28 protein-coding genes are annotated in these 20,004 nt (G+C 66.9%); all 28 read right to left on the reverse strand.

The features are described 5' to 3' along the window. Positions 1–211: 211 nt before the first annotated feature. The 28 genes from rplO to I4J89_RS18125 all read right to left on the reverse strand — a co-directional run bounded on the left by rplO (position 212) and on the right by I4J89_RS18125 (position 19,919). Positions 212–661, reverse strand: a complete 450-nt coding sequence (gene rplO / locus I4J89_RS17990; RefSeq protein ID WP_196415126.1) for a 50S ribosomal protein L15 — start codon at positions 659–661, stop codon at positions 212–214. Then, positions 661–843: a 50S ribosomal protein L30 gene (gene rpmD / locus I4J89_RS17995; protein WP_043531070.1), complete on the reverse strand. Its 183-nt coding sequence runs from the start codon at positions 841–843 to the stop codon at positions 661–663. The genes rplO and rpmD overlap by 1 nt, the downstream gene beginning before the upstream one ends. Beyond that, a complete protein-coding gene (gene rpsE / locus I4J89_RS18000; protein ID WP_196415127.1) occupies positions 843–1,466 on the reverse strand; it encodes a 30S ribosomal protein S5 in 624 nt (207 codons plus the stop codon). Before rpsE ends, rpmD begins: the two co-directional genes overlap by 1 nt. Positions 1,467–1,479: 13 nt before the next feature. Then, on the reverse strand, positions 1,480–1,875 hold the full coding sequence (gene rplR / locus I4J89_RS18005; protein WP_444876223.1) for a 50S ribosomal protein L18: 396 nt from the start codon (positions 1,873–1,875) through the stop codon (positions 1,480–1,482). Continuing rightward, complete coding sequence (gene rplF / locus I4J89_RS18010) at positions 1,872–2,411, reverse strand: 50S ribosomal protein L6 (protein WP_196415128.1); 540 nt, start codon at positions 2,409–2,411, stop codon at positions 1,872–1,874. Before rplF ends, rplR begins: the two co-directional genes overlap by 4 nt. A 14-nt stretch (positions 2,412–2,425) precedes the next feature. Further along, the gene (rpsH, locus tag I4J89_RS18015; protein WP_014440735.1) at positions 2,426–2,833 is read right to left on the reverse strand and encodes a 30S ribosomal protein S8; all 408 of its coding nucleotides are present in this window, start codon (positions 2,831–2,833) and stop codon (positions 2,426–2,428) included. 118 nt (positions 2,834–2,951) lie between these two features. Next, positions 2,952–3,137 (reverse strand): type Z 30S ribosomal protein S14, encoded by a 186-nt coding sequence (locus I4J89_RS18020; protein ID WP_020513598.1) that lies wholly within the window; start codon positions 3,135–3,137, stop codon positions 2,952–2,954. Positions 3,138–3,139: 2 nt separating this feature from the next. Beyond that, positions 3,140–3,709 (reverse strand): 50S ribosomal protein L5, encoded by a 570-nt coding sequence (gene rplE / locus I4J89_RS18025; protein ID WP_196415129.1) that lies wholly within the window; start codon positions 3,707–3,709, stop codon positions 3,140–3,142. Then, positions 3,709–4,029, reverse strand: a complete 321-nt coding sequence (gene rplX / locus I4J89_RS18030) for a 50S ribosomal protein L24 (protein WP_196415190.1) — start codon at positions 4,027–4,029, stop codon at positions 3,709–3,711. The genes rplE and rplX overlap by 1 nt, the downstream gene beginning before the upstream one ends. Continuing rightward, on the reverse strand, positions 4,026–4,394 hold the full coding sequence (rplN, locus tag I4J89_RS18035) for a 50S ribosomal protein L14 (protein WP_023358185.1): 369 nt from the start codon (positions 4,392–4,394) through the stop codon (positions 4,026–4,028). Before rplN ends, rplX begins: the two co-directional genes overlap by 4 nt. 94 nt (positions 4,395–4,488) lie before the next feature. Further along, positions 4,489–4,764, reverse strand: a complete 276-nt coding sequence (gene rpsQ / locus I4J89_RS18040) for a 30S ribosomal protein S17 (protein ID WP_196415130.1) — start codon at positions 4,762–4,764, stop codon at positions 4,489–4,491. Beyond that, on the reverse strand, positions 4,761–4,994 hold the full coding sequence (gene rpmC, locus I4J89_RS18045; protein ID WP_014440730.1) for a 50S ribosomal protein L29: 234 nt from the start codon (positions 4,992–4,994) through the stop codon (positions 4,761–4,763). The genes rpsQ and rpmC overlap by 4 nt, the downstream gene beginning before the upstream one ends. Beyond that, entirely contained in the window at positions 4,994–5,419 is a 426-nt protein-coding gene (gene rplP / locus I4J89_RS18050) for a 50S ribosomal protein L16 (protein ID WP_014440729.1), read from the reverse strand. The genes rpmC and rplP overlap by 1 nt, the downstream gene beginning before the upstream one ends. Before the next feature lie 3 nt (positions 5,420–5,422). Next, entirely contained in the window at positions 5,423–6,280 is an 858-nt protein-coding gene (rpsC, locus tag I4J89_RS18055; RefSeq protein ID WP_196415131.1) for a 30S ribosomal protein S3, read from the reverse strand. Then, positions 6,280–6,723 (reverse strand): 50S ribosomal protein L22, encoded by a 444-nt coding sequence (gene rplV / locus I4J89_RS18060; protein WP_196415132.1) that lies wholly within the window; start codon positions 6,721–6,723, stop codon positions 6,280–6,282. Before rplV ends, rpsC begins: the two co-directional genes overlap by 1 nt. Before the next feature lie 37 nt (positions 6,724–6,760). Continuing rightward, the gene (rpsS, locus tag I4J89_RS18065; protein ID WP_014687760.1) at positions 6,761–7,042 is read right to left on the reverse strand and encodes a 30S ribosomal protein S19; all 282 of its coding nucleotides are present in this window, start codon (positions 7,040–7,042) and stop codon (positions 6,761–6,763) included. 13 nt (positions 7,043–7,055) lie between these two features. Continuing rightward, positions 7,056–7,895 carry a 50S ribosomal protein L2 gene (gene rplB / locus I4J89_RS18070; protein WP_196415133.1) on the reverse strand — a complete coding sequence of 280 codons (840 nt, stop codon included), beginning with the start codon at positions 7,893–7,895 and terminating at the stop codon, positions 7,056–7,058. 14 nt (positions 7,896–7,909) lie between these two features. Continuing rightward, on the reverse strand, positions 7,910–8,212 hold the full coding sequence (rplW, locus tag I4J89_RS18075; protein WP_196415134.1) for a 50S ribosomal protein L23: 303 nt from the start codon (positions 8,210–8,212) through the stop codon (positions 7,910–7,912). Continuing rightward, positions 8,209–8,856: a 50S ribosomal protein L4 gene (gene rplD, locus I4J89_RS18080; RefSeq protein ID WP_196415135.1), complete on the reverse strand. Its 648-nt coding sequence runs from the start codon at positions 8,854–8,856 to the stop codon at positions 8,209–8,211. Before rplD ends, rplW begins: the two co-directional genes overlap by 4 nt. Further along, complete coding sequence (gene rplC, locus I4J89_RS18085; RefSeq protein WP_196415136.1) at positions 8,853–9,503, reverse strand: 50S ribosomal protein L3; 651 nt, start codon at positions 9,501–9,503, stop codon at positions 8,853–8,855. The genes rplD and rplC overlap by 4 nt, the downstream gene beginning before the upstream one ends. Positions 9,504–9,513: 10 nt before the next feature. Then, a complete protein-coding gene (gene rpsJ / locus I4J89_RS18090; RefSeq protein ID WP_007073037.1) occupies positions 9,514–9,822 on the reverse strand; it encodes a 30S ribosomal protein S10 in 309 nt (102 codons plus the stop codon). 383 nt (positions 9,823–10,205) lie between these two features. Next, positions 10,206–11,399 (reverse strand): elongation factor Tu, encoded by a 1,194-nt coding sequence (gene tuf / locus I4J89_RS18095; RefSeq protein WP_043531101.1) that lies wholly within the window; start codon positions 11,397–11,399, stop codon positions 10,206–10,208. A 128-nt stretch (positions 11,400–11,527) separates the two neighbouring features. Beyond that, positions 11,528–13,624, reverse strand: coding sequence for an elongation factor G (gene fusA, locus I4J89_RS18100; protein ID WP_196415137.1), 2,097 nt, complete (start codon positions 13,622–13,624; stop codon positions 11,528–11,530). Positions 13,625–13,708: 84 nt separating this feature from the next. Further along, positions 13,709–14,179, reverse strand: coding sequence for a 30S ribosomal protein S7 (rpsG, locus tag I4J89_RS18105; protein WP_196415138.1), 471 nt, complete (start codon positions 14,177–14,179; stop codon positions 13,709–13,711). A 1-nt stretch (position 14,180) separates the two neighbouring features. Next, complete coding sequence (gene rpsL / locus I4J89_RS18110) at positions 14,181–14,555, reverse strand: 30S ribosomal protein S12 (RefSeq protein WP_014440718.1); 375 nt, start codon at positions 14,553–14,555, stop codon at positions 14,181–14,183. 416 nt (positions 14,556–14,971) lie between these two features. Then, positions 14,972–15,526, reverse strand: coding sequence for a hypothetical protein (locus I4J89_RS18115; RefSeq protein ID WP_230859070.1), 555 nt, complete (start codon positions 15,524–15,526; stop codon positions 14,972–14,974). Between the two features lie 66 nt (positions 15,527–15,592). Beyond that, a complete protein-coding gene (locus I4J89_RS18120; protein ID WP_196415192.1) occupies positions 15,593–15,907 on the reverse strand; it encodes a hypothetical protein in 315 nt (104 codons plus the stop codon). A 121-nt stretch (positions 15,908–16,028) separates the two neighbouring features. After that, positions 16,029–19,919: a DNA-directed RNA polymerase subunit beta' gene (locus I4J89_RS18125; protein WP_196415139.1), complete on the reverse strand. Its 3,891-nt coding sequence runs from the start codon at positions 19,917–19,919 to the stop codon at positions 16,029–16,031. Positions 19,920–20,004 lie beyond the last annotated feature (85 nt).

Consider the following 20,004-nt stretch of genomic DNA (forward strand, 5'->3'; position numbering starts at 1 on the left):
CTCGCGAACCCGGCGCGGGAGCCCGTGTACGGGCCACTGGCCGCCGCTGACTTCGCCCGGCCGGTGTACCCAGTCCGGGGCGGAATCGTGGCCTCACGCGGCGTACAGGGCCGTTTGCGTGTCCCCGTCCCGGTTTTCATCCGTCCGGCCGGTACGACGAAGGCCGCGGCCCCGGGATCACCCGGTGCCGCGGCCTTCGACCGCTTACGCCTTACAGCTCGGTGACAGAGCCACCAGCAGCCGCGATCTTCTCCTTGGCGGACTCGCTGAACGCGTGCGCCGAGATGGTCAGCGACACGCCGCCCAGCTCGCCGGAGCCCAGCACCTTGACCGGCTGGCCCTTGCGGACAGCGCCGGCCTCAGCCAGCTCCGCCGGGCCGACCTCGCCGCCGTTCGGGAACAGATCAGCGAGCCGGTCCAGGTTGACCACCTGGAAGACGACCTTGTTGCGGGGCTTGTTCCGCAGGCCCTTCATCTTCGGCAGGCGCATGTGGAGGGGCATCTGCCCACCCTCGAACGCCGCCGAGACGTTCTTGCGAGCCCCGGTGCCCTTGGTACCGCGACCGGCGGTCTTGCCCTTGGAGCCCTCACCGCGACCCACGCGGGTCTTCGCGGTCTTGGCGCCCGGCGCCGGGCGCAGGTGGTGGACCTTGATCGCCATTACTCGACCTCCTCGACAGTGACGAGGTGGTTCACGGCGAAGATCATGCCCCGAATCTCGGGACGGTCCTCCTTGACCACCACATCGTTGATCCGCTTCAAGCCGAGCGACCGCAGGGAGTCCCGCTGGTTCTGCTTACGGCCGATACCGGACCGGATCTGGGTGACCTTCAAGCGCGCCATCAGTGCACCGCCGCTTCCGCACGCGCCGCCAGCATGGCCGCCGGCGCCACGTCCTCGACCGGCAGGCCACGACGCTTCGCGACGTCCTCCGGCGACTCGAGGCCCTTCAGCGCGGCCACCGTCGCGTGCACGATGTTGATCGGGTTCGACGAGCCGAGGCTCTTCGACAGGATGTCGTGGATACCGGCGCACTCCAGCACGGCACGCACCGGGCCACCGGCGATGACACCGGTACCAGCGGAAGCCGGCTTGAGCAGGACGACACCCGCGGCAGCCTCGCCGGTGATCGGGTGCGGAATGGTCGCACCGATCCGCGGCACCTTGAAGAAGTGCTTCTTGGCCTCCTCGACGCCCTTGGCGATGGCCGCGGGCACCTCCTTGGCCTTTCCGTAGCCGATGCCGACGGTGCCGTCACCGTCGCCGACGATCACCAGGGCGGTGAAGCTGAAGCGACGACCACCCTTGACGACCTTGGCGACCCGGTTGATCGCGACAACCCGCTCGAGGTGCGGGGTCTTCTCGACGGGCGCGTTGCCGCGGCCGCCCTCACGGCGGTTGTCCCTGCGGTTGCCACCTTCGGTGTTACCGCCGGACCCGCCGCCTCGGCGCTGCTGACCAGGCATTGGTCAATCCCTCCTAGAACTCGAGTCCGGCTTCGCGGGCGGCGTCCGCAAGCGCGGCGATCCGGCCCGCGTACTTGTTGCCACCGCGGTCGAAGACCACCTTGGAAATGCCCGCGGTCTTGGCCCGCTCGGCGACCAGCGCACCGACCTTGCCGGCCAGAGCGCTCTTGTCGCCCTCGGTGCCCCGGATCGAGGCGTCCAGCGTGGAGGCCGAAGCCAGGGTGTGGCCCTTGAGATCGTCGATGATCTGCGCGGTGATGTGCCGCGTGGATCGGGTGACGACCAGGCGCGGACGCTCGGCCGTACCACGGACGTTCTTGCGGACCCGGAAGTGCCGACGCGCCTTGCCGACGGCACGCTTGGCGGCGACGCCGCCGCCGTTGCGGCGCTTGAGCAGCGTGGCGGTCACTTCTTACCTGCCTTTCCAGCCTTGCGGCGGATGACCTCGCCCTGGTACTTCACGCCCTTGCCCTTGTAGGGCTCCGGCGGGCGGATCTTGCGAATGTTCGCGGCGACCTCGCCGACCAGTTGCTTGTCGATACCGGTGACAGTGAACTGGGTCGGCCGCTCCACCGAGAAGGTGATGCCCGCCGGCGGCACGACGTTCACCGGGTGCGAGAAGCCGAGAGCGAACTCCAGGTCCTTGCCCTTCGCGGTGACGCGGTAGCCGGTGCCGTTGATCTCGAGCACCTTCTTGTAGCCCTCGGTCACGCCGATGATCATGTTGGCGACCAGGGTACGAGAGAGGCCGTGCAGTTCCTTGGCCCGGCGCTCGTCGTTGGGGCGGTTGACGACCAGTTCGCCACCGTCCTGCGAGACCGTGATCGGCTCAGCGACGGTGTGCGACAGTTCGCCCTTGGGGCCCTTGACCTTGACGGTCTGCCCCGTGATGGTGACGTCGACTCCGGCCGGGACCGGGATCGACTTACGTCCGATTCGCGACATGTCAAAGTCTCCAGTTACCAGACGAAGGCGAGGACTTCCCCGCCAACGCTCCGCTTGCGGGCCTGCTTGTCGGTCAGCAGTCCCTGGGACGTCGAAATGATCGCGACACCGAGGCCGCCGAGCACGCGAGGAAGCTCGTCGGACTTGGCGTAAACCCGCAGGCCCGGCTTCGACACGCGCTTGATGCCGGCGAGGCTGCGCTCGCGGTTCTGGCCGTACTTGAGCTCAACGACCAGACGCTTGCCGACCGCGCCCTCCTCGGGCTCCTCAGACGTCCACGAGGCGATGTAACCCTCAGCCTTGAGGACCTCGGCGATGTTCGCCTTGATCTTCGAGTAGGGCATCGTCACCTTGTCGTGGTACGCCTGGTTGGCGTTGCGCAGACGCGTCAGCATGTCTGCGATCGGGTCCGTCATCGTCATGGGTATTCGTCAACCTTTCTCGCCGGGGTTCCCGGTAGGACCAGGCCTACGGCGAAGCGGTATTTCAGACCAGCCCCTCGGATCCGCTCCAGGGCGGTGCGGGGCGGTTGGATTGGGGTTACCAGGAGGCCTTGGACACGCCGGGCAGCTCACCGCGGTGGGCCATGTCCCGCACGCAGACCCGGCAGAGGCCGAACTTGCGGTACACCGAGTGCGGGCGACCGCACTTCTGGCAGCGGGTGTAGGCGCGCACAGCGAACTTCGGCTTCGCCGCAGCCTTCAGGATCAGGGCCTTCTTCGCCATGCTCAGTTCTCCTTGAACGGGAAGCCCAGGAGCTTAAGCAGCGCCCGGCCCTCGTCGTCAGTCGTGGCGGTGGTGACCACCGTGATGTCCATGCCCCGCGGACGATCGATCTTGTCCTGATCGATCTCGTGGAACACCGACTGCTCGGTCAGGCCGAAGGTGTAGTTGCCGTGGCCGTCCAGCTTCCGGCTGTCCAGGCCGCGGAAGTCACGGATACGCGGCAGCGCGATCGAGAGCAGCCGGTCCAGGAACTCCCACATCCGGTCACCGCGGAGGGTGACCTTCGCGCCGATCGGCATGCCCTCGCGCAGCTTGAACTGCGCGATCGACTTGGTCGCCCGGCGAACCAGCGGCTTCTGACCGGTGATCGTGGTGAGGTCGCGGACCGCGCCGTCGATCAGCTTGGCGTCACGGGCAGCCTCGCCGACACCCATGTTGACGACGACCTTGACCAGGCCGGGCGTCTGCATGGGGTTGGCGTACTTGAACTGCTCCTGGATCGCCGGAATGACCTCGGAACGGTACTTGACCTTGAGGCGCGGCAGCGTCTTGGTCTCGGTGGCGGCAGTCATCAGAGTTCCTTACCGGTCGTACGCGCGATGCGAACCTTGTTGCCGTTCTCGTCGATCCGGTAGCCGATCCGCGTCGGCTTGCCCTGGTCGTCCAGCACCTGCACGTTCGAGATGTGAACGGGGGCTTCCTGGGTCACGATGCCGCCGGTCTTCGAACCACGCTGAGTGGTGCGGATGCGTTCGTGCTTCTTGACGCGGTTGACGCCCTCGACCAGGACTTTGTCCTGCCGCGGGAAGGCCGCGATGACCTTGCCCTTGGCACCCTTGTCCTTGCCGGCGATGACGACGACCGTGTCGCCCTTCTTGATCTTCACGGTCAGAGCACCTCCGGCGCCAGGCTGATGATCTTCATGAACCGCTTGTCGCGCAGCTCGCGCCCGACCGGGCCGAAGATGCGGGTTCCGCGGGGGTCCCCGCCGTCCTTGATGATGACGGCGGCGTTCTCGTCGAAACGGATGTACGAGCCGTCCGGACGCCGCCTCTCCTTGGCGGTGCGGACGATGACCGCCTTGACGACGTCACCCTTCTTCACACCGGCACCGGGGATGGCGTCCTTGACCGTGGCCACGATGACGTCGCCGATGCTCGCGTAACGGCGACCGGAGCCGCCGAGCACCCGGATGCACAGGATCTCCCGGGCACCCGTGTTGTCGGCGACGCGCAGTCGCGACTCCTGCTGGATCACGTCTGTCTCCTATGTCTGCCAGTTCTCCGGGCAGACTGTCCGAAGCTTGGCGGAACGATGGTCCACTGGGCCGGCCGAAGCCGGCCCAGCGCACTCACTTGGCCTTTTCGAGGATCTCCACGATGCGCCACCGCTTGGTGGCGGAGAGCGGACGAGTCTCCATGATCGAAACCCGGTCGCCAACCCCGGCAGCGTTCTGCTCGTCGTGCACCTTCAGCTTGCGCGTACGACGGATGACCTTGCCGTACAGCGCGTGCTTGACGCGGTCCTCGACCTCGACAACGACGGTCTTGTCCATCTTGTCGCTGACCACGAGACCGTCACGCACCTTGCGCTGTGCGCGCGGTGTGGTGCTGGTGTTCTCACTCATGCCGTCACCTCATCCGGCGCAACCGAGAGCCCAAGCTCACGCTCACGCATGATCGTGTAGATCTTCGCGATGTCCTTGCGGACGACCTGCAGTCGACGGTGATTGTCGAGCTGCCCGGTCGCGCGCTGCACACGAAGGTTGAACAGCTCCGCCTTGGCCTCCCGCAGCCGCGAAACCAGCTCCTCTTCGGAGAGTTCGCGGAGCTCGGCTGCCTTAACGCCCGCTGCCATCAGCTTTCACCCACTTCGCGCGTCACGATGCGGCACTTCATCGGGAGCTTGTGGATCGCGCGGCGCATCGCCTCACGCGCGACCGTCTCGTTCGGGAACGACATCTCGAAGAGAATGCGTCCCGGCTTGACGTTCGCCACCCACCACTCGGGAGAACCCTTACCGGAACCCATGCGGGTTTCGGCCGGCTTCTTGGTCAGCGCCTGGTCCGGGAAGATCGAGATCCAGACCTTGCCACCACGCTTGATGTGGCGGGTCATCGCGATACGCGCCGACTCGATCTGCCGGTTGGTCACGTACGCGGGCTCCAACGCCTGGATACCGAACTCACCGAAGACAACCCGGTTGCCGCCCTTGGACGCGCCACTGCGGTCCGGGTGGTGCGGCTTGCGGAAGCCCTTCGGGGGCTTACGCGGCATCAGCATGTGTCAGCCCTCCTGCTGCGTTTCGGCCGGAGCCGGAGCCGCGGCGACCGCGGCGTCGTTGAGGTTCTCGCCGGCCGGAGTGTCGCCACCCCGGGACTGCGCAGCAGCCCGGCCGGCCTCGGTGCCACCCGCGGTCGTACCGGACGAACCGGAACGGCCACGACGCGGACGCTCGGGACGGTCAGCCCGGTCCCGGCGCGGACGCGCGGGCGCCTCGGCGACGGCCTCACGACCCGGAACGGCGTCGCCCTTGTAGATCCAGACCTTCACGCCGATCCGGCCGAACGTGGTACGGGCCTCGAAGAAGCCGTACTCGATGTTCGCCCGCAGCGTGTGCAGCGGAACGCGACCCTCACGGTAGAACTCCGTGCGGCTCATCTCCGCGCCGCCGAGACGGCCGGAGACCTGCACCCGGATGCCCTTGCAGATCGGGTTCTTCATGGCCGACTGCATCGCCTTGCGCATCGCACGACGGAAGCTGACCCGGCTGGACAGCTGCTCGGCGACGCCCTGCGCCACCAGCTGCGCGTCCGACTCGGGGCTCTTCACCTCGAGGATGTTCAGCTGAACCTGCTTGCCGGTGAGCTTCTCGAGCTCGCCGCGGATTCGGTCCGCCTCCGCACCCTTACGACCGATGACGATGCCCGGCCGGGCGGTGTGGATGTCGACGCGTACCCGGTCACGGGTCCGCTCGATGTCCACCTTGGAGATGCCGGCACGCTCGAGGCCCTTGGACATCATCCGGCGGATCTTGACGTCCTCGCCGATGTAGTCCTTGTAGAGCTTGTCCGCGAACCAGCGGCTCCGCCAGTCGGTGGAAATGCCGAGACGGAACCCGGTGGGGTGAACCTTCTGACCCATTACTCGGCACCCTCCGTGCTCTGGGACTCGGCCTTCGGCGCCGCCTTCTTGGCGGCTGCCTTCTTCGCCGGGCGGGCCGTCTGGACCGCCTCGACCGCAATCGTGATGTGACAGGTGCGCTTGCGGATCCGGTACGCGCGGCCCTGCGCCCGCGGACGGAACCGCTTCAGCGTCGGACCCTCGTCGACGAACGCCTCGCTGACGAGGAGGGCGTCGGGGTCGAGCCGCTCGTTGTTCTCCGCGTTCGCGATGGCGCTGGCGAGCACCTTGTAAACCTGCTCGCTGGCGGCCTGCGGCGCGAACTGCAGGACGGTGAGCGCCTCCTTCGCGGGCAGACCGCGGACGAGGTTGATCACCCGGCGCGCCTTGCTCGGCGAGATGCGCACGTGCCGCGCAACCGCCCGCGCGCCCGGAAGCACCGGAGCGTCGCCCTTGACTGGCATCGCTGTAGCTCCTTGATCCTCTAATCCGTGTATCTGCTTAGCGACGACGGCTCTTGCGGTCGTCCTTCTCGTGACCCTTGAACGTACGGGTCAGAGCGAACTCGCCGAGCTTGTGCCCGACCATGGCTTCGGTGACGAACACCGGGACGTGCTTGCGCCCGTCGTGCACGGCGATCGTGTGCCCGAGCATGTCGGGAATGATCGTCGAGCGCCGCGACCAGGTCTTGATGACGTTCTTCGAGTTCTTCTCGTTCTGGACTTCCACCTTCTTGAGCAGGTGGTCGTCGACGAACGGGCCCTTCTTCAGGCTGCGAGGCATCTTTTAACTCCCGTTACCCGCGCTTGCGGGTGGCGTAGCGGCGGCGAACGATCAGCTTGTCGCTCTCCTGGCCCTTGCGGCGGGTACGGCCCTCCGGCTTACCAGCCGGGTTGACCGGGTGACGACCACCGGAGGTCTTACCCTCACCACCACCGTGCGGGTGGTCGACAGGGTTCATGGCGACACCACGGACGGTCGGGCGCTTGCCCTTCCACCGCATACGGCCGGCCTTACCCCAGTTGATGTTCGACTGCTCGGCGTTGCCGATCTCGCCGACCGTCGCGCGGCAGCGGATGTCGACGCGACGGATCTCACCGGAGGGCATACGCAGCGTGGCGTACGCACCCTCGCGGCCGAGCAGCTGGATACCCACGCCTGCCGAGCGGGCCAGCTTGGCCCCGCCACCGGGACGAAGCTCCACACCGTGGATCGTCGTACCGACCGGGATGTTGCGCAGGGGCAGGTTGTTACCGGGCTTGATGTCCGCGCCCACGCCCGACTCGACGCGGTCGCCCTGCTTCAGGTCCTTCGGCGCGAGGATGTAGCGCTTCTCGCCGTCGACGTAGTGCAGCAGAGCGATACGGGACGTACGGTTCGGGTCGTACTCGATGTGAGCGACCTTGGCCGGCACGCCGTCCTTGTCGTTGCGCTTGAAGTCGATCAGCCGGTACTGCCGCTTGTGGCCGCCGCCCTGGTGCCGCGTGGTGATGCGGCCGTGGACGTTGCGACCACCCTTCTTGGGCAGCGGAACCAGCAGAGACTTCTCCGGCGTCGACCGGGTGATCTCGGCGAAGTCGGCGACGCTCGAGCCGCGACGGCCCGGCGTGGTCGGCTTGTACTTACGGATTGCCATGATTCACAAACCCCTTAGCTGACCGGGCCGCCGAAGGCCTCGATACGGTCACCGTCGGCCAGCTTCACCATGGCGCGCTTGGTGGCCTTGCGCTGGCCCCAGCCACTCCGGGTGCGCTTGCGCTTGCCCTCGCGGTTGGCGGTGTTCACGCTCAGCACGCGGACGTTGAAGATCTGCTGGATCGCGATCTTGATCTGCGTCTTGTTGGCGTCCGGGTTGACCTCGAACGTGTACCAGTTCTGGTCGAGAACGCTGTAGCTCTTCTCGGAGACCACCGGGGCGACGATGATGTCGCGCGGGTCGGCGATCGTGCTCACTTGTCGCCCTCCTCGGACTTCTCGGACCCGCCCAGGAACTCGTCGAGCGCGACCTTCGTGAAGACCACCTCGTCGGCGACCAGCACGTCATAGGTGTTCAGCTGGCCGGCCTCGATGAGGTGCACGGTCGGCTCGTTACGCAGCGACACCCAGTTCAGCTCGTCCTGGCTGTCCAGAACGACGAGAACCTTGGTGGTCTGGGCGACCTTGCGCAGCGTCGCGACGGCGGCCTTGGTCGACGGCTTCTCGCCGCTGACGAAGGACTCGACCACGAACACGCGGCCGTCCCGGGCCCGGTCGGAGAGGGCGCCACGCAGCGCGGCGGCCTTCATCTTCTTCGGGGTCCGCTGGCTGTAGTCACGCGGCACGGGACCGTGCACGACGCCACCACCGGTGAACTGCGGCGCGCGGATCGAGCCCTGACGGGCGCGACCGGTGCCCTTCTGCTTGTACGGCTTCTTGCCGCCGCCGGCGACCTCGCCGCGGCTCTTCGCCTTGTGCGTACCCTGCCGGGCCGCGGCCAGCTGCGCCACGACGACCTGGTGCATCAGCGGGATGTTCGCCTGGACGTCGAAGACGTTGCCGGGCAGCTCGACCGAGCCGGCCTTGTTGCCCTCGGCGTTGATCACGTCAACCGAGCTCACTTGGCACCGCCCTTCTTAGCCGCGGAACGGACCAGGATCAGCGCGCCCTTGGGACCGGGCACCGCACCCCTGACCAGGATCAGGTTGCGCTCAGCGTCGACCGCCTGGATGACCAGGTTCTGCACGGTGAAGCGCTTGCCACCCATGCGACCGGCCATCTTGACGCCCTTGAAGACACGACCCGGGGTCGCGCAGGCGCCGATCGAACCGGGCGAGCGGTGCTTGCGCTCGACACCGTGGCTGGCGCGCAGACCGTGGAAGCCGTGCCGCTTCATGACACCGGCGTAGCCCTTGCCCTTGGTCTTACCGGTGACGTCGATCGGCGTGCCCGCCGCGAACGCCTCGACGGTGACTTCCTGGCCGAGCTCGTACTCGCCGGCGTCGGTGGTGCGCAGCTCCACGAGGTGGCGCCGCGGCGAAACACCGGCCTTGGCGAACTGGCCGCTCTCCGGCTTGTTCACCTTGCGCGGGTCGATCGCACCGTACGCCAGCTGGACCGCGGAGTAGCCGTCCTTCTCATCGGTACGGACCTGGGTCACGACGCAAGGGCCGGCCTGCACCACGGTTACCGGGACGACCTTGTTGTTGTCCCAGACCTGGGTCATGCCGAGCTTGGCGCCCAGGATCCCCTTTACTTGCCTGTCCATTGTCCGGTCCCTACAGCTTGATCTCGATGTCGACGCCAGCCGGCAGGTCGAGGCGCATGAGCGAGTCGACCGTCTTCGGAGTCGGGTCGATGATGTCGATCAGACGCTTGTGCGTGCGCATCTCGAAGTGCTCGCGCGAGTCCTTGTACTTGTGCGGCGAACGGATCACGCAGAAACGGTTGATCTCCGTGGGCAGCGGCACCGGGCCCGCGACCTGCGCCCCGGTACGCGTCACCGTCTCGACGATCTTCCGCGCCGAGGAGTCGACGACCTCGTGGTCATAGGCCTTGAGCCGGATGCGGATCTTCTGTCCCGCCATGGTGGCTTCTGTTTCCTTCTCTCGATGCCGCTACGTGCGGAAGCGGGTGGCCTCCGCATGCCCGCAGGACCGTTGATCCTGCGTTGTCCGACCCCCGCGGTCGGGCGTGTCGCGCCTTGTCTCAGAATGCTGGGCACTCTGATCCCGCTCCCGGCACTTGAACTCAGCACCTGAAGCGAGTCGATCGCGAGGATCTGGGGCGCCGGGCGGCAAAGGAACACACCCGGACACCCGGCGAGGGTGGGTACCTGACAGAGCCGGTTTAACCCGAGCCAGCTACCCACCCCGCGCGGACGCAACCTGACTAGTATGCCGGATTGTCTCCAGCAACGCTAATCGGGTCACCGATGGTCGCTCACGACACAGTCGTGAGCGACCATCAATCACTTGTTGATCTTCGTGACCGTTCCGGCGCCGACGGTGCGGCCACCCTCACGGATCGCGAACTTCAGGCCCTGCTCCATGGCGATCGGCTGGATCAGCTTCACGGACATGGAGGTGGAGTCGCCGGGCATGACCATCTCGGTGCCCTCGGGCAGCGTGACGACGCCGGTGACGTCCGTGGTGCGGAAGTAGAACTGCGGCCGGTAGTTCTGGAAGAACGGGGTGTGCCGGCCACCCTCCTCCTTCGAGAGGATGTAGACCTGGCCCTCGAACTCCGTGTGGGGAGTCGTGGTGCCCGGCTTCACGACGACCATGCCGCGCTCGACGTCCTCGCGCTTGATGCCGCGGAGCAGCAGACCGACGTTCTCACCCGCGCGGGCCTCGTCGAGCAGCTTGCGGAACATCTCGATGCCGGTGCAAACGGTCTTGGTCGACTTCTCGCGGATACCGACGATCTCGACCTCCTCGTTCGGCTTGAGGATGCCACGCTCGGCGCGACCGGTCACCACGGTGCCACGACCGGTGATCGTGAAGACGTCCTCGATCGGCATGAGGAACGGCTTCTCGGTCTCACGCTCGGGCTGCGGGATCGCGGTGTCGACCGCGTTCATCAGCTCGAGGAGCTTGCCGGTCCACTCCGGGTCGCCCTCGAGCGCCTTGAGCGCCGAGACGCGGACGACCGGCAGGTCGTCGCCCGGGAACTCGTAGGTGCTGAGCAGCTCGCGGACCTCGAGCTCGACGAGCTCCAGGAGCTCCTCGTCCTCGACCATGTCGCTCTTGTTCAGGGCGACGACGATGTACGGAACGCCGACCTGGCGGGCCAGGAGCACGTGCTCCTTGGTCTGCGGCATCGGGCCGTCGGTGGCGGCCACGACCAGGATCGCGCCGTCCATCTGAGCGGCACCGGTGATCATGTTCTTGATGTAGTCGGCGTGGCCGGGGCAGTCCACGTGCGCGTAGTGACGCGCCGCGGTCTGGTACTCGACGTGCGCGATCGAGATCGTGATGCCGCGGGCCTTCTCCTCCGGCGCCTTGTCGATCTCGTCGAACGGGGTGTACGGGTTCAGCTCGGGGAACTCGTCGTGCAGGACCTTCGTGATGGCCGCAGTCAGCGTCGTCTTACCGTGGTCGATGTGACCAATGGTGCCGATGTTGACGTGCGGCTTAGTCCGCTCGAACTTCGCCTTCGCCACTGGTGTCCTCCTGTGGACTGATTCTTCTTTTCGCCCGGCACGCCGATAAGGCGCTCAGGACTCTGTCGACTGCTCGTGCACGTGCGGCCCTCGACGGGCCGCACGTGCCTCAACGCGTCCGGCGGGGATTAAGCGCCCGTAGCCTTAGCGATGATCTCCTTCGCCACGTTCGCGGGAACCTCGGCGTAGGAGTCGAACTGCATGCTGTAGCTAGCCCGGCCGGCAGTCTTCGACCGCAGGTCGCCGACGTAGCCGAACATCTCCGAGAGCGGCACCAGAGCCTTCACGACGCGAGCGCCGTGACGCTCCTCCATCGACTGGATCATGCCGCGGCGGGAGTTGAGGTCGCCGATGACGTCACCCATGTTGTCCTCAGGGGTGGTGACCTCAACGGCCATCATCGGCTCGAGGAGAGCCGGGTCGGCCCTGCGGGCCGCTTCCTTCATCGCCATGGAGCCGGCGATCTTGAACGCCATCTCGGACGAGTCGACCTCGTGGTACTGCCCGTCCAGGAGCGTGAACTTCACACCGACCAGCGGGTAGCCGGCAAGCACGCCGTACTGCAGCGAGTCCTGCGCACCCGCGTCCACCGAGGGGATGAATTCCTTGGGGATACGGCCACCGGTCACGGCGTTGACGAACTCGTAGGTCGGGCCGTCGGCGTCGAGCGGCAGCGGCTCGACCTTGACGATGACCTTCGCGTACTGGCCGGAGCCACCGGTCTGCTTCTTGTGGACGTAGTCGATCTTGTCCACCGTGCCGCGGATGGTCTCGCGGTACGCCACCTGCGGCTTGCCGATGTTCGCTTCGACGCTGAACTCGCGGCGCATGCGGTCCACCAGGATGTCCAGGTGGAGCTCGCCCATGCCGGCGATGATCGTCTGACCGGTCTCCTCGTCGTTGAAGACGCGGAAGGTCGGGTCCTCCTCGGCCAGGCGCTGGATCGCGGTGCCCAGCTTCTCCTGGTCCGACTTGGTCTTCGGCTCGATGGCGACCTGGATGACCGGCTCCGGGAACGTCATCGACTCCAGGATGACCGGCTTGGCCGGGTCGCAGAGCGTGTCACCGGTGGTGGTCTGCTTCAGACCCTGGACGGCGATGATGTCGCCGGCCTGCGCGGTGTTGCGCTCCTCACGCTTGTTCGCGTGCATCTGGTAGATCTTGCCGATTCGCTCTTTACGGTCCTTGGTGGAGTTGATCACCTGGGTACCGGTCTCGAGCGTGCCGGAGTAGACCCGGACGTACGTCAGCTTGCCGAGGTGCTTGTCGGTCTGGATCTTGAAGGCCAGCGCCGAGAAGGGCTCGTCGTTCGACGGCTTACGCAGCAGCGGGGTCTCGCCGTCGGTCGCGGTGCCCTCGATCGCCGGGATGTCCAGCGGCGACGGAAGGAACTCGACGACCGCGTCGAGCATGGGCTGCACGCCCTTGTTCTTGAAGGCCGAGCCACAGAGAACCGGGTTGGCCTTGCTGGCGATCGTGGCGCGCCGGATGGCGGCCCGGATCTCCTCGACCGAGAGCTCCTCGCCCTCGAGGTACTTCTCCATCACCGAGTCGTCGACGTCGGCGAGGGTCTCGATCAGCTTCTCGCGCCACTCGGCGGCGGAGTCCGCGAGGTCGGCCGGAACGGCCTCGATCGCGTAGTCCTCACCCTTCTGGGTCTCGCCGCGCCAGGTGAGGGCGCGCATCTCGATCAGGTCGACGACGCCGATGTGGTCGCCCTCGAGGCCGATCGGGATCTGCAACACCAGCGGGGTGGCGTTCAGCCGGTCGATCATCATCTGCACGCAGCGGAAGAAGTCGGCACCGGTCCGGTCGAGCTTGTTGACGAAGCACATCCGGGGGACGTCGTACTTGTCCGCCTGCCGCCAGACGTTCTCGGTCTGCGGCTCCACGCCGGCAACACCGTCGTAGACCGCGACCGCACCGTCGAGCACACGCAGCGACCGCTCGACCTCGACCGTGAAGTCGACGTGGCCGGGCGTGTCGATGATCTGGATCGTGTGACCCTTCCACTCGCACTTGGTGGCGGCGGAGGTGATGGTGATACCGCGTTCCTGCTCCTGCTCCATCCAGTCCATGACGGCGGCGCCCTCGTGGACCTCACCGATCTTGTACGTGATGCCGGTGTAGAACAGGATCCGCTCAGTCGTCGTGGTCTTACCAGCGTCGATATGCGCCATGATGCCGATGTTGCGTACCTTGGCGAGCGCGTCTGCGGCGGCCACTTCCATCCCTACTTTTCTTCGTCGTCGTCTCGTGGACCGGTACGACTGCCGTGGCCCGGCGAATGCCGGGCCGTCAGCAGGGTCTTACCAGCGGTAGTGCGCGAAGGCCTTGTTGGACTCCGCCATCTTGTGAGTGTCCTCGCGCCGCTTGACGGCGGCACCCAGACCGTTGCTGGCGTCGAGCAACTCGTTCTGGAGACGCTCGATCATGGTCTTCTCACGGCGGGCCTTCGAGTACTGGACCAGCCAGCGCAGGCCGAGAGTGGTCTGCCGCGGGGTACGGACCTCGACCGGCACCTGGTAGGTCGCGCCACCGACGCGGCGGCTGCGAACCTCGAGGGTCGGCTTCACGTTGTCCATCGCGCGCTTGAGGATGACCACCGGGTCGGTGCCGCTCTTCTCGCGGCAGCCCTCCAGTGCGCCGTACACGATGCGCTCGGCGAGCTGACGCTTGCCGCCGATCAGGATCTTGTTGACCAGCTGAGTTACCAGCGGGGAGTTGTACACCGGGTCAGCGACCACAGGGTGGCGCGGAGCGGGTCCCTTACGCGGCATGTCAGCTCTTCTCCTTCTTCGCGCCGTAACGGCTGCGTGCCTGCTTGCGGTTGCGGACACCCTGGGTGTCCAGCGAACCGCGGACGATCTTGTAGCGGACGCCCGGGAGGTCCTTAACACGACCGCCACGCACGAGCACGATCGAGTGCTCCTGCAGGTTGTGGCCGACGCCCGGGATGTACGCCGTGACCTCGATCTGGCTGCTGAGCTTCACACGAGCGACCTTGCGCAGCGCAGAGTTCGGCTTCTTGGGGGTGGTGGTGTACACGCGCGTGCACACGCCGCGCCGCTGAGGACTTCCCTTCAGCGCCGGCGTCTTCGTCTTGCTCGTCTTCGCCTGGCGGCCCTTACGGACCAGCTGCTGGATCGTGGGCACCGGGTTTCTCCGCTCCCTTCGGCCGCTTCCTGTTTACGGCCGCACCGTGTGTTTCTGCCTCTGTGTGCGGATCACCTCCAGGGAGGAGGTGCCCGCACCCGCGGTCGGGCGTGTCGTCCGGCTCACGGTCCCGCCACGCGTGAAGCTTCACGCGTACCGGGTCTAGTTCTGTGTCAGGGCCTGACCCTGATCTCGTCGTGCCGCAATACCCGTCGTACCTACCGATTCGGGTGCACGCACGAGTTGCCCGGGCGAGCCCGGGCACGAGGGGAAAGAGTACCCACCCCAAGCACCCAGGTCAAAATGAGCCCAGGCTCCCACGATGGACATCTCCGTATACCAGTGTACCGGGTAGTCCTGCGCGGCATCGCCGCGGTGCCGGATCCCACTGTCGGCCCACCTTCCGGCGGGTTCGATCAGGACGTCTGCAACACCAGTCCCAACAGCAACGCCAGCAGACCGATTCCCGCGCCGATCCCGCCGCAGACGATCCCAGCGATGCCCAGGCCCCGCCCGGTGAAACGAACCTGGCCGGTCTGCCCCGAGCGACGGATCTGGCGCAACGCGATCACCCCGGCTGTGATCGCCCCACTGCCGGCCAGCACGCAGAGCAGAGTGAACGCTCCGGTCACCAGTGCCGCCCAGTCTTCGGTGGTCCCGGCCAGGCCGAAACAACCGGCCACCAAGGACACCAGGATGGTGCCGATGCCCGCGACCAGCGAGCCGATCGCCAGCCCGGATGTGATCGGCGCGACCCGCAGCTGAGCCAACCCGAACTCGGTCCCGCCCACGACGTCGACGCGTTCCAGTTCCCAGCCCGTGGTGGGCGGCGGCACCATCGGCGGCGCCGGGTACTGGTGAGCCCCGTACGGCGGCGGGGGGCCGAACTGTGGGTGCGGCGGCACCTGACCGGGATGACCGCCCGGCTGGTGCGGGGGTGGCGGGTAGGCGGCCCCTGGGTACTGGGTCATACCGAGAGCATGTCACCCGTACGAGCCGGTGCGCAGCCCGCCCGAGCCGCCGTTCGGCGGTCGTGATCAGTCCGTGCCGGGCGCGAAGTCCTGACCCCCGGGGACGGTGGCCAGATGCAGCAGACCGGCGATCACCGCCACCACCAGGGAGGTCAGCGCCAGCACCAGGCCCGCCCAGGCGAGCCGGCGGCCGCGGCGTAGCCACGCCGAGCCGGTCAGATAGCCACCCGCGGCATACGCCTCCCGGTGGCTCTGCCGGGCCAGCACCAGCGCGACCGTGGCGGGAATCACGCCGCCCAGGAAGGGACCGGTGAGCAGGCCCACCAGGCCGAGCGCGAAGACCGCACGAGCCTTCGTGGCCGGCACCGGCTCCGGGTCCATCGGATGGCGCGTAGGCACCGCTGGAAGCGTCACCCGACCATTCTAGAAGCGCGCCCGGCGGGTGCCGGGAGACGCCGATGGGGCGGCCGCGCGATGCGCGACCGCCCCATCAGAGCAACCCTTAGCGGTACGACCCGAAGTCGAAGTCGTCCAGCGGCACAGCCTGCCCGCTGGCCGGCCCGAAGCCGTAGTCGGTCTCCGGGTACCCGGTCATCGAGTACACCTTGGCCTTGGCCTCCTCGGTCGGCTCGACCCGGATGTTGCGGTACTTGGAGATACCGGTACCGGCCGGGATGAGCTTACCGATGATGACGTTCTCCTTGAGGCCCACCAGCGAGTCGCTGCGCGAGTTGATCGCAGCGTCGGTGAGCACCCGGGTGGTCTCCTGGAAGGAGGCCGCCGAGAGCCAGGAGTCGGTCGCCAGCGAGGCCTTGGTGATACCCATCAGCACCGGACGACCGGCGGCGGGCTCGCCACCCTCGCCCACGAGCCGGCGGTTCTCCGACTCGAAGAGCGCCCGGTCGACCAGCACGCCCGGCAGGAACTCGGTCGCGCCGGAGTCGATGACCGTCACCCGCTTGAGCATCTGGCGAATGATGATCTCGATGTGCTTGTCGTGGATGAGCACACCCTGCGAGCGGTAGACCTCCTGGACCTCACTGGTCAGGTGGACCTGGACCGCACGCGGACCCATGATGCGCAGCAGCTCGTGCGGGTCGATGGTGCCCTCGGTGAGCTTCTCGCCGACGTTGACGTGGTCGCCGTCGTGGGCGCGGAGCTTGACCCGCTTCGAGATCTTGTCGTACACGATCTCGTCGCTGCCGTCGTCCGGGATGACGACGATCTTGCGCGAGCGCTCGCCGTCCTCGATCCGGATGCGTCCGGGGGTGTCGGCGATGGGCGCCTTACCCTTCGGAACCCGGGCCTCGAAGATCTCCTGCACACGCGGCAGACCCTGGGTGATGTCCTCACCCGCGACACCACCGGTGTGGAAGGTACGCATCGTCAGCTGCGTACCGGGCTCACCGATCGACTGGGCGGCGATGATGCCGACCGCCTCGCCGATGTCGACCGCCTTGCCGGTCGGCAGCGAACGGCCGTAGCAGGCCGCGCAGACACCCAGCTTCGACTCACAGGTCAGCACGCTGCGCACCCGGACGTTCTCCACGCCCGCGGCGACCAGCTTGTCGACCAGGATCGAGTTGAGGTCGTCACCACGCGACACCACACGGTTGCCGTCGGCGTCGTCGATGTTGTCGGCCAGCGTCCGGGCGTGGACGCCGGTCTCCGCGTGCGTGTGCACGACCAGGGTGCCGTCCGGCTCCCGCTCGCCCACCTGCATCGGGATCGCGCGCTCGGTGCCGCAGTCCTCCTCGCGGATGATGACGTCCTGCGAGACGTCCACCAGACGCCGGGTCAGGTAACCCGAGTCGGCGGTACGCAGGGCGGTGTCCGCCAGACCCTTACGGGCACCGTGCGTGGAGATGAAGTACTCCAGCACGGTCAGACCCTCGCGATACGACGAGGTGATCGGCCGCGGGATGATCTCACCCTTGGGGTTAGCCACCAGACCACGGATCGCGGCGATCTGCCGGAGCTGGAGGAGGTTACCGCGAGCGCCGGAGTTGATCATCACCCAGAGCGGGTTCTCCTGCGGCAGCGCGGTCTCCATCTCCTTGGAGATCTCGTTGGTCGCCTTGGTCCAGATCTCGATGAGCTCGCCGCGACGCTCCTCGGCGGTCATCAGACCACGCTGGTACTGCTTGTCGATGCGGTCCGCCTCGACCTGGTAGCGAGCCAGGATCTCCGGCTTGCGCGGCGGGCCGATGACGTCGCCCATGCCGATCGTCACACCGGACCAGGTGGCCCAGTGGAAGCCGGCCTCCTTGAGCGCGTCCAGGGTCGCGGCCAGGGCGACCTTCGGGAAGCGCTCGGCGAGGTCGTTGACGATCGCCGACAGCTGACCCTTGCGGATCTCGTAGTTGACGTACCGGTACCCCGGCGGGAGCGTCTCGTTGAAGATGACGCGGCCCAGCGTGGTCTCAATCAGAACCGAGTCACCCTCGGTCCAGTCCTCCGGCGCGACCCAGGGCTGGCCCTTGGCGCCGTTGTCCACGCCGACGACCTCGCGGAGCCGGATCTTCACCGGCGCCTGGAGGTGCAGCTCACCGTTGTCGAACGCCATCCGCGCCTCGGCGTCGGAGCTGAACACCCGTCCCTCGCCCTTGGCACCGGGCGTCATGTGGGTCAGGTAGTACAGACCGATGACCATGTCCTGGGTGGGCATGGTGACCGGCTTGCCGTCGGCCGGCTTGAGGATGTTGTTCGACGAGAGCATCAGGATCCGGGCCTCGGCCTGCGCCTCGGCCGACAGCGGCACGTGCACCGCCATCTGGTCACCGTCGAAGTCCGCGTTGAACGCGGTGCAGACGAGCGGGTGGATCTGGATCGCCTTGCCCTCGACCAGCTGGGGCTCGAAGGCCTGGATGCCCAGGCGGTGCAGGGTCGGAGCACGGTTCAGCAGAACCGGGTGCTCGCTGATGACCTCTTCCAGCACGTCCCACACGACCGGCCGCTGCCGCTCGACCATCCGCTTGGCGGACTTGATGTTCTGCGCGTGGTTCAGGTCGACCAGGCGCTTCATCACGAACGGCTTGAACAGCTCCAGCGCCATCTGCTTCGGCAGGCCGCACTGGTGCAGCTTGAGCCGGGGGCCGACGACGATGACGGATCGGCCGGAGTAGTCGACCCGCTTGCCGAGCAGGTTCTGCCGGAAGCGGCCCTGCTTGCCCTTGAGCATGTCGGAGAGCGACTTCAGCGGGCGGTTACCCGGACCGGTGACCGGCCGGCCACGACGGCCGTTGTCGAACAGCGCGTCGACGGCCTCCTGGAGCATCCGCTTCTCGTTGTTCACGATGATCTCGGGCGCGCCCAGGTCGATCAGTCGCTTGAGACGGTTGTTCCGGTTGATGACCCGGCGGTACAGGTCGTTCAGGTCGGAGGTGGCGAAGCGGCCACCGTCGAGCTGCACCATCGGGCGCAGGTCCGGCGGGATGACCGGAACGCAGTCCAGGACCATGCCGAGCGGGGAGTTGCGGGTGTTCAGGAACGCCGCGACGACCTTGAGCCGCTTGAGCGCCCGGATCTTCCGCTGGCCCTTACCGGTGCGGATGATCTCCCGAAGGTTCTCCGCCTCGGCGTCCAGGTCCATGTTCTCGAGCAGGGCCTTGATGGCCTCGGCACCCATGCCACCGGTGAAGTACTCACCGAAGCGGTCGCGCAGCTCGCGGTAGAGCAGCTCGTCGGTGACCAGCTGCTTGCTGTCCAGCTTGCGGAAGGTGTCGAGCACCTCGTCGAGGCGGTCGATCTCGCGCTGGGCCTTGTCCCGGATCTGGCGCATCTCGCGCTCGCCGGCTTCCTTGACCTTGCGACGTACGTCGGCCTTGGCACCCTCGGCCTCGAGCTCGGCCAGGTCCTGCTCCAGCTTGGCGGCACGCTTCTCGATCTCGGAGTCCCGGCCGTTCTCGGCCTGGCGCTTCTCGGCGAAGATCTCGTTCTCGATGGTGGACATGTCGCGGTGACGCGACTCGGCGTCAACGCTCGTGACCACGTACGAGGCGAAGTAGATGATCTTCTCGAGGTCCTTGGGAGCAAGGTCGAGCAGGTAGCCGAGCCGGCTCGGCACACCCTTGAAGTACCAGATGTGCGTGACCGACGCGGCGAGCTCGATGTGGCCCATCCGCTCACGGCGGACCTTGGACCGGGTCACCTCGACGCCGCAGCGCTCACAGATGATGCCCTTGAACCGGACCCGCTTGTACTTGCCGCAGTAGCACTCCCAGTCCCGCTGCGGACCGAAGATCTTCTCGCAGAAGAGTCCGTCCTTCTCGGGCTTGAGGGTGCGGTAGTTGATCGTCTCGGGCTTCTTGACCTCGCCGTGCGACCACTGCCGGATATCGTCAGCGGTAGCAAGGCCGATGCGCAACTCGTCGAAGAAGTTGACGTCGAGCACTTGGACTATCCCTCGTGTTTCGTTGCTCGGGTGAATTCAAGGCCGGCGGGGGCGTCCCCGGCCGTGCTCAGTCGCCTGAACACAG

It is taken from the genome of Actinoplanes aureus, from assembly GCF_015704865.1.
Classification (GTDB): domain Bacteria; phylum Actinomycetota; class Actinomycetes; order Mycobacteriales; family Micromonosporaceae; genus Actinoplanes; species Actinoplanes aureus.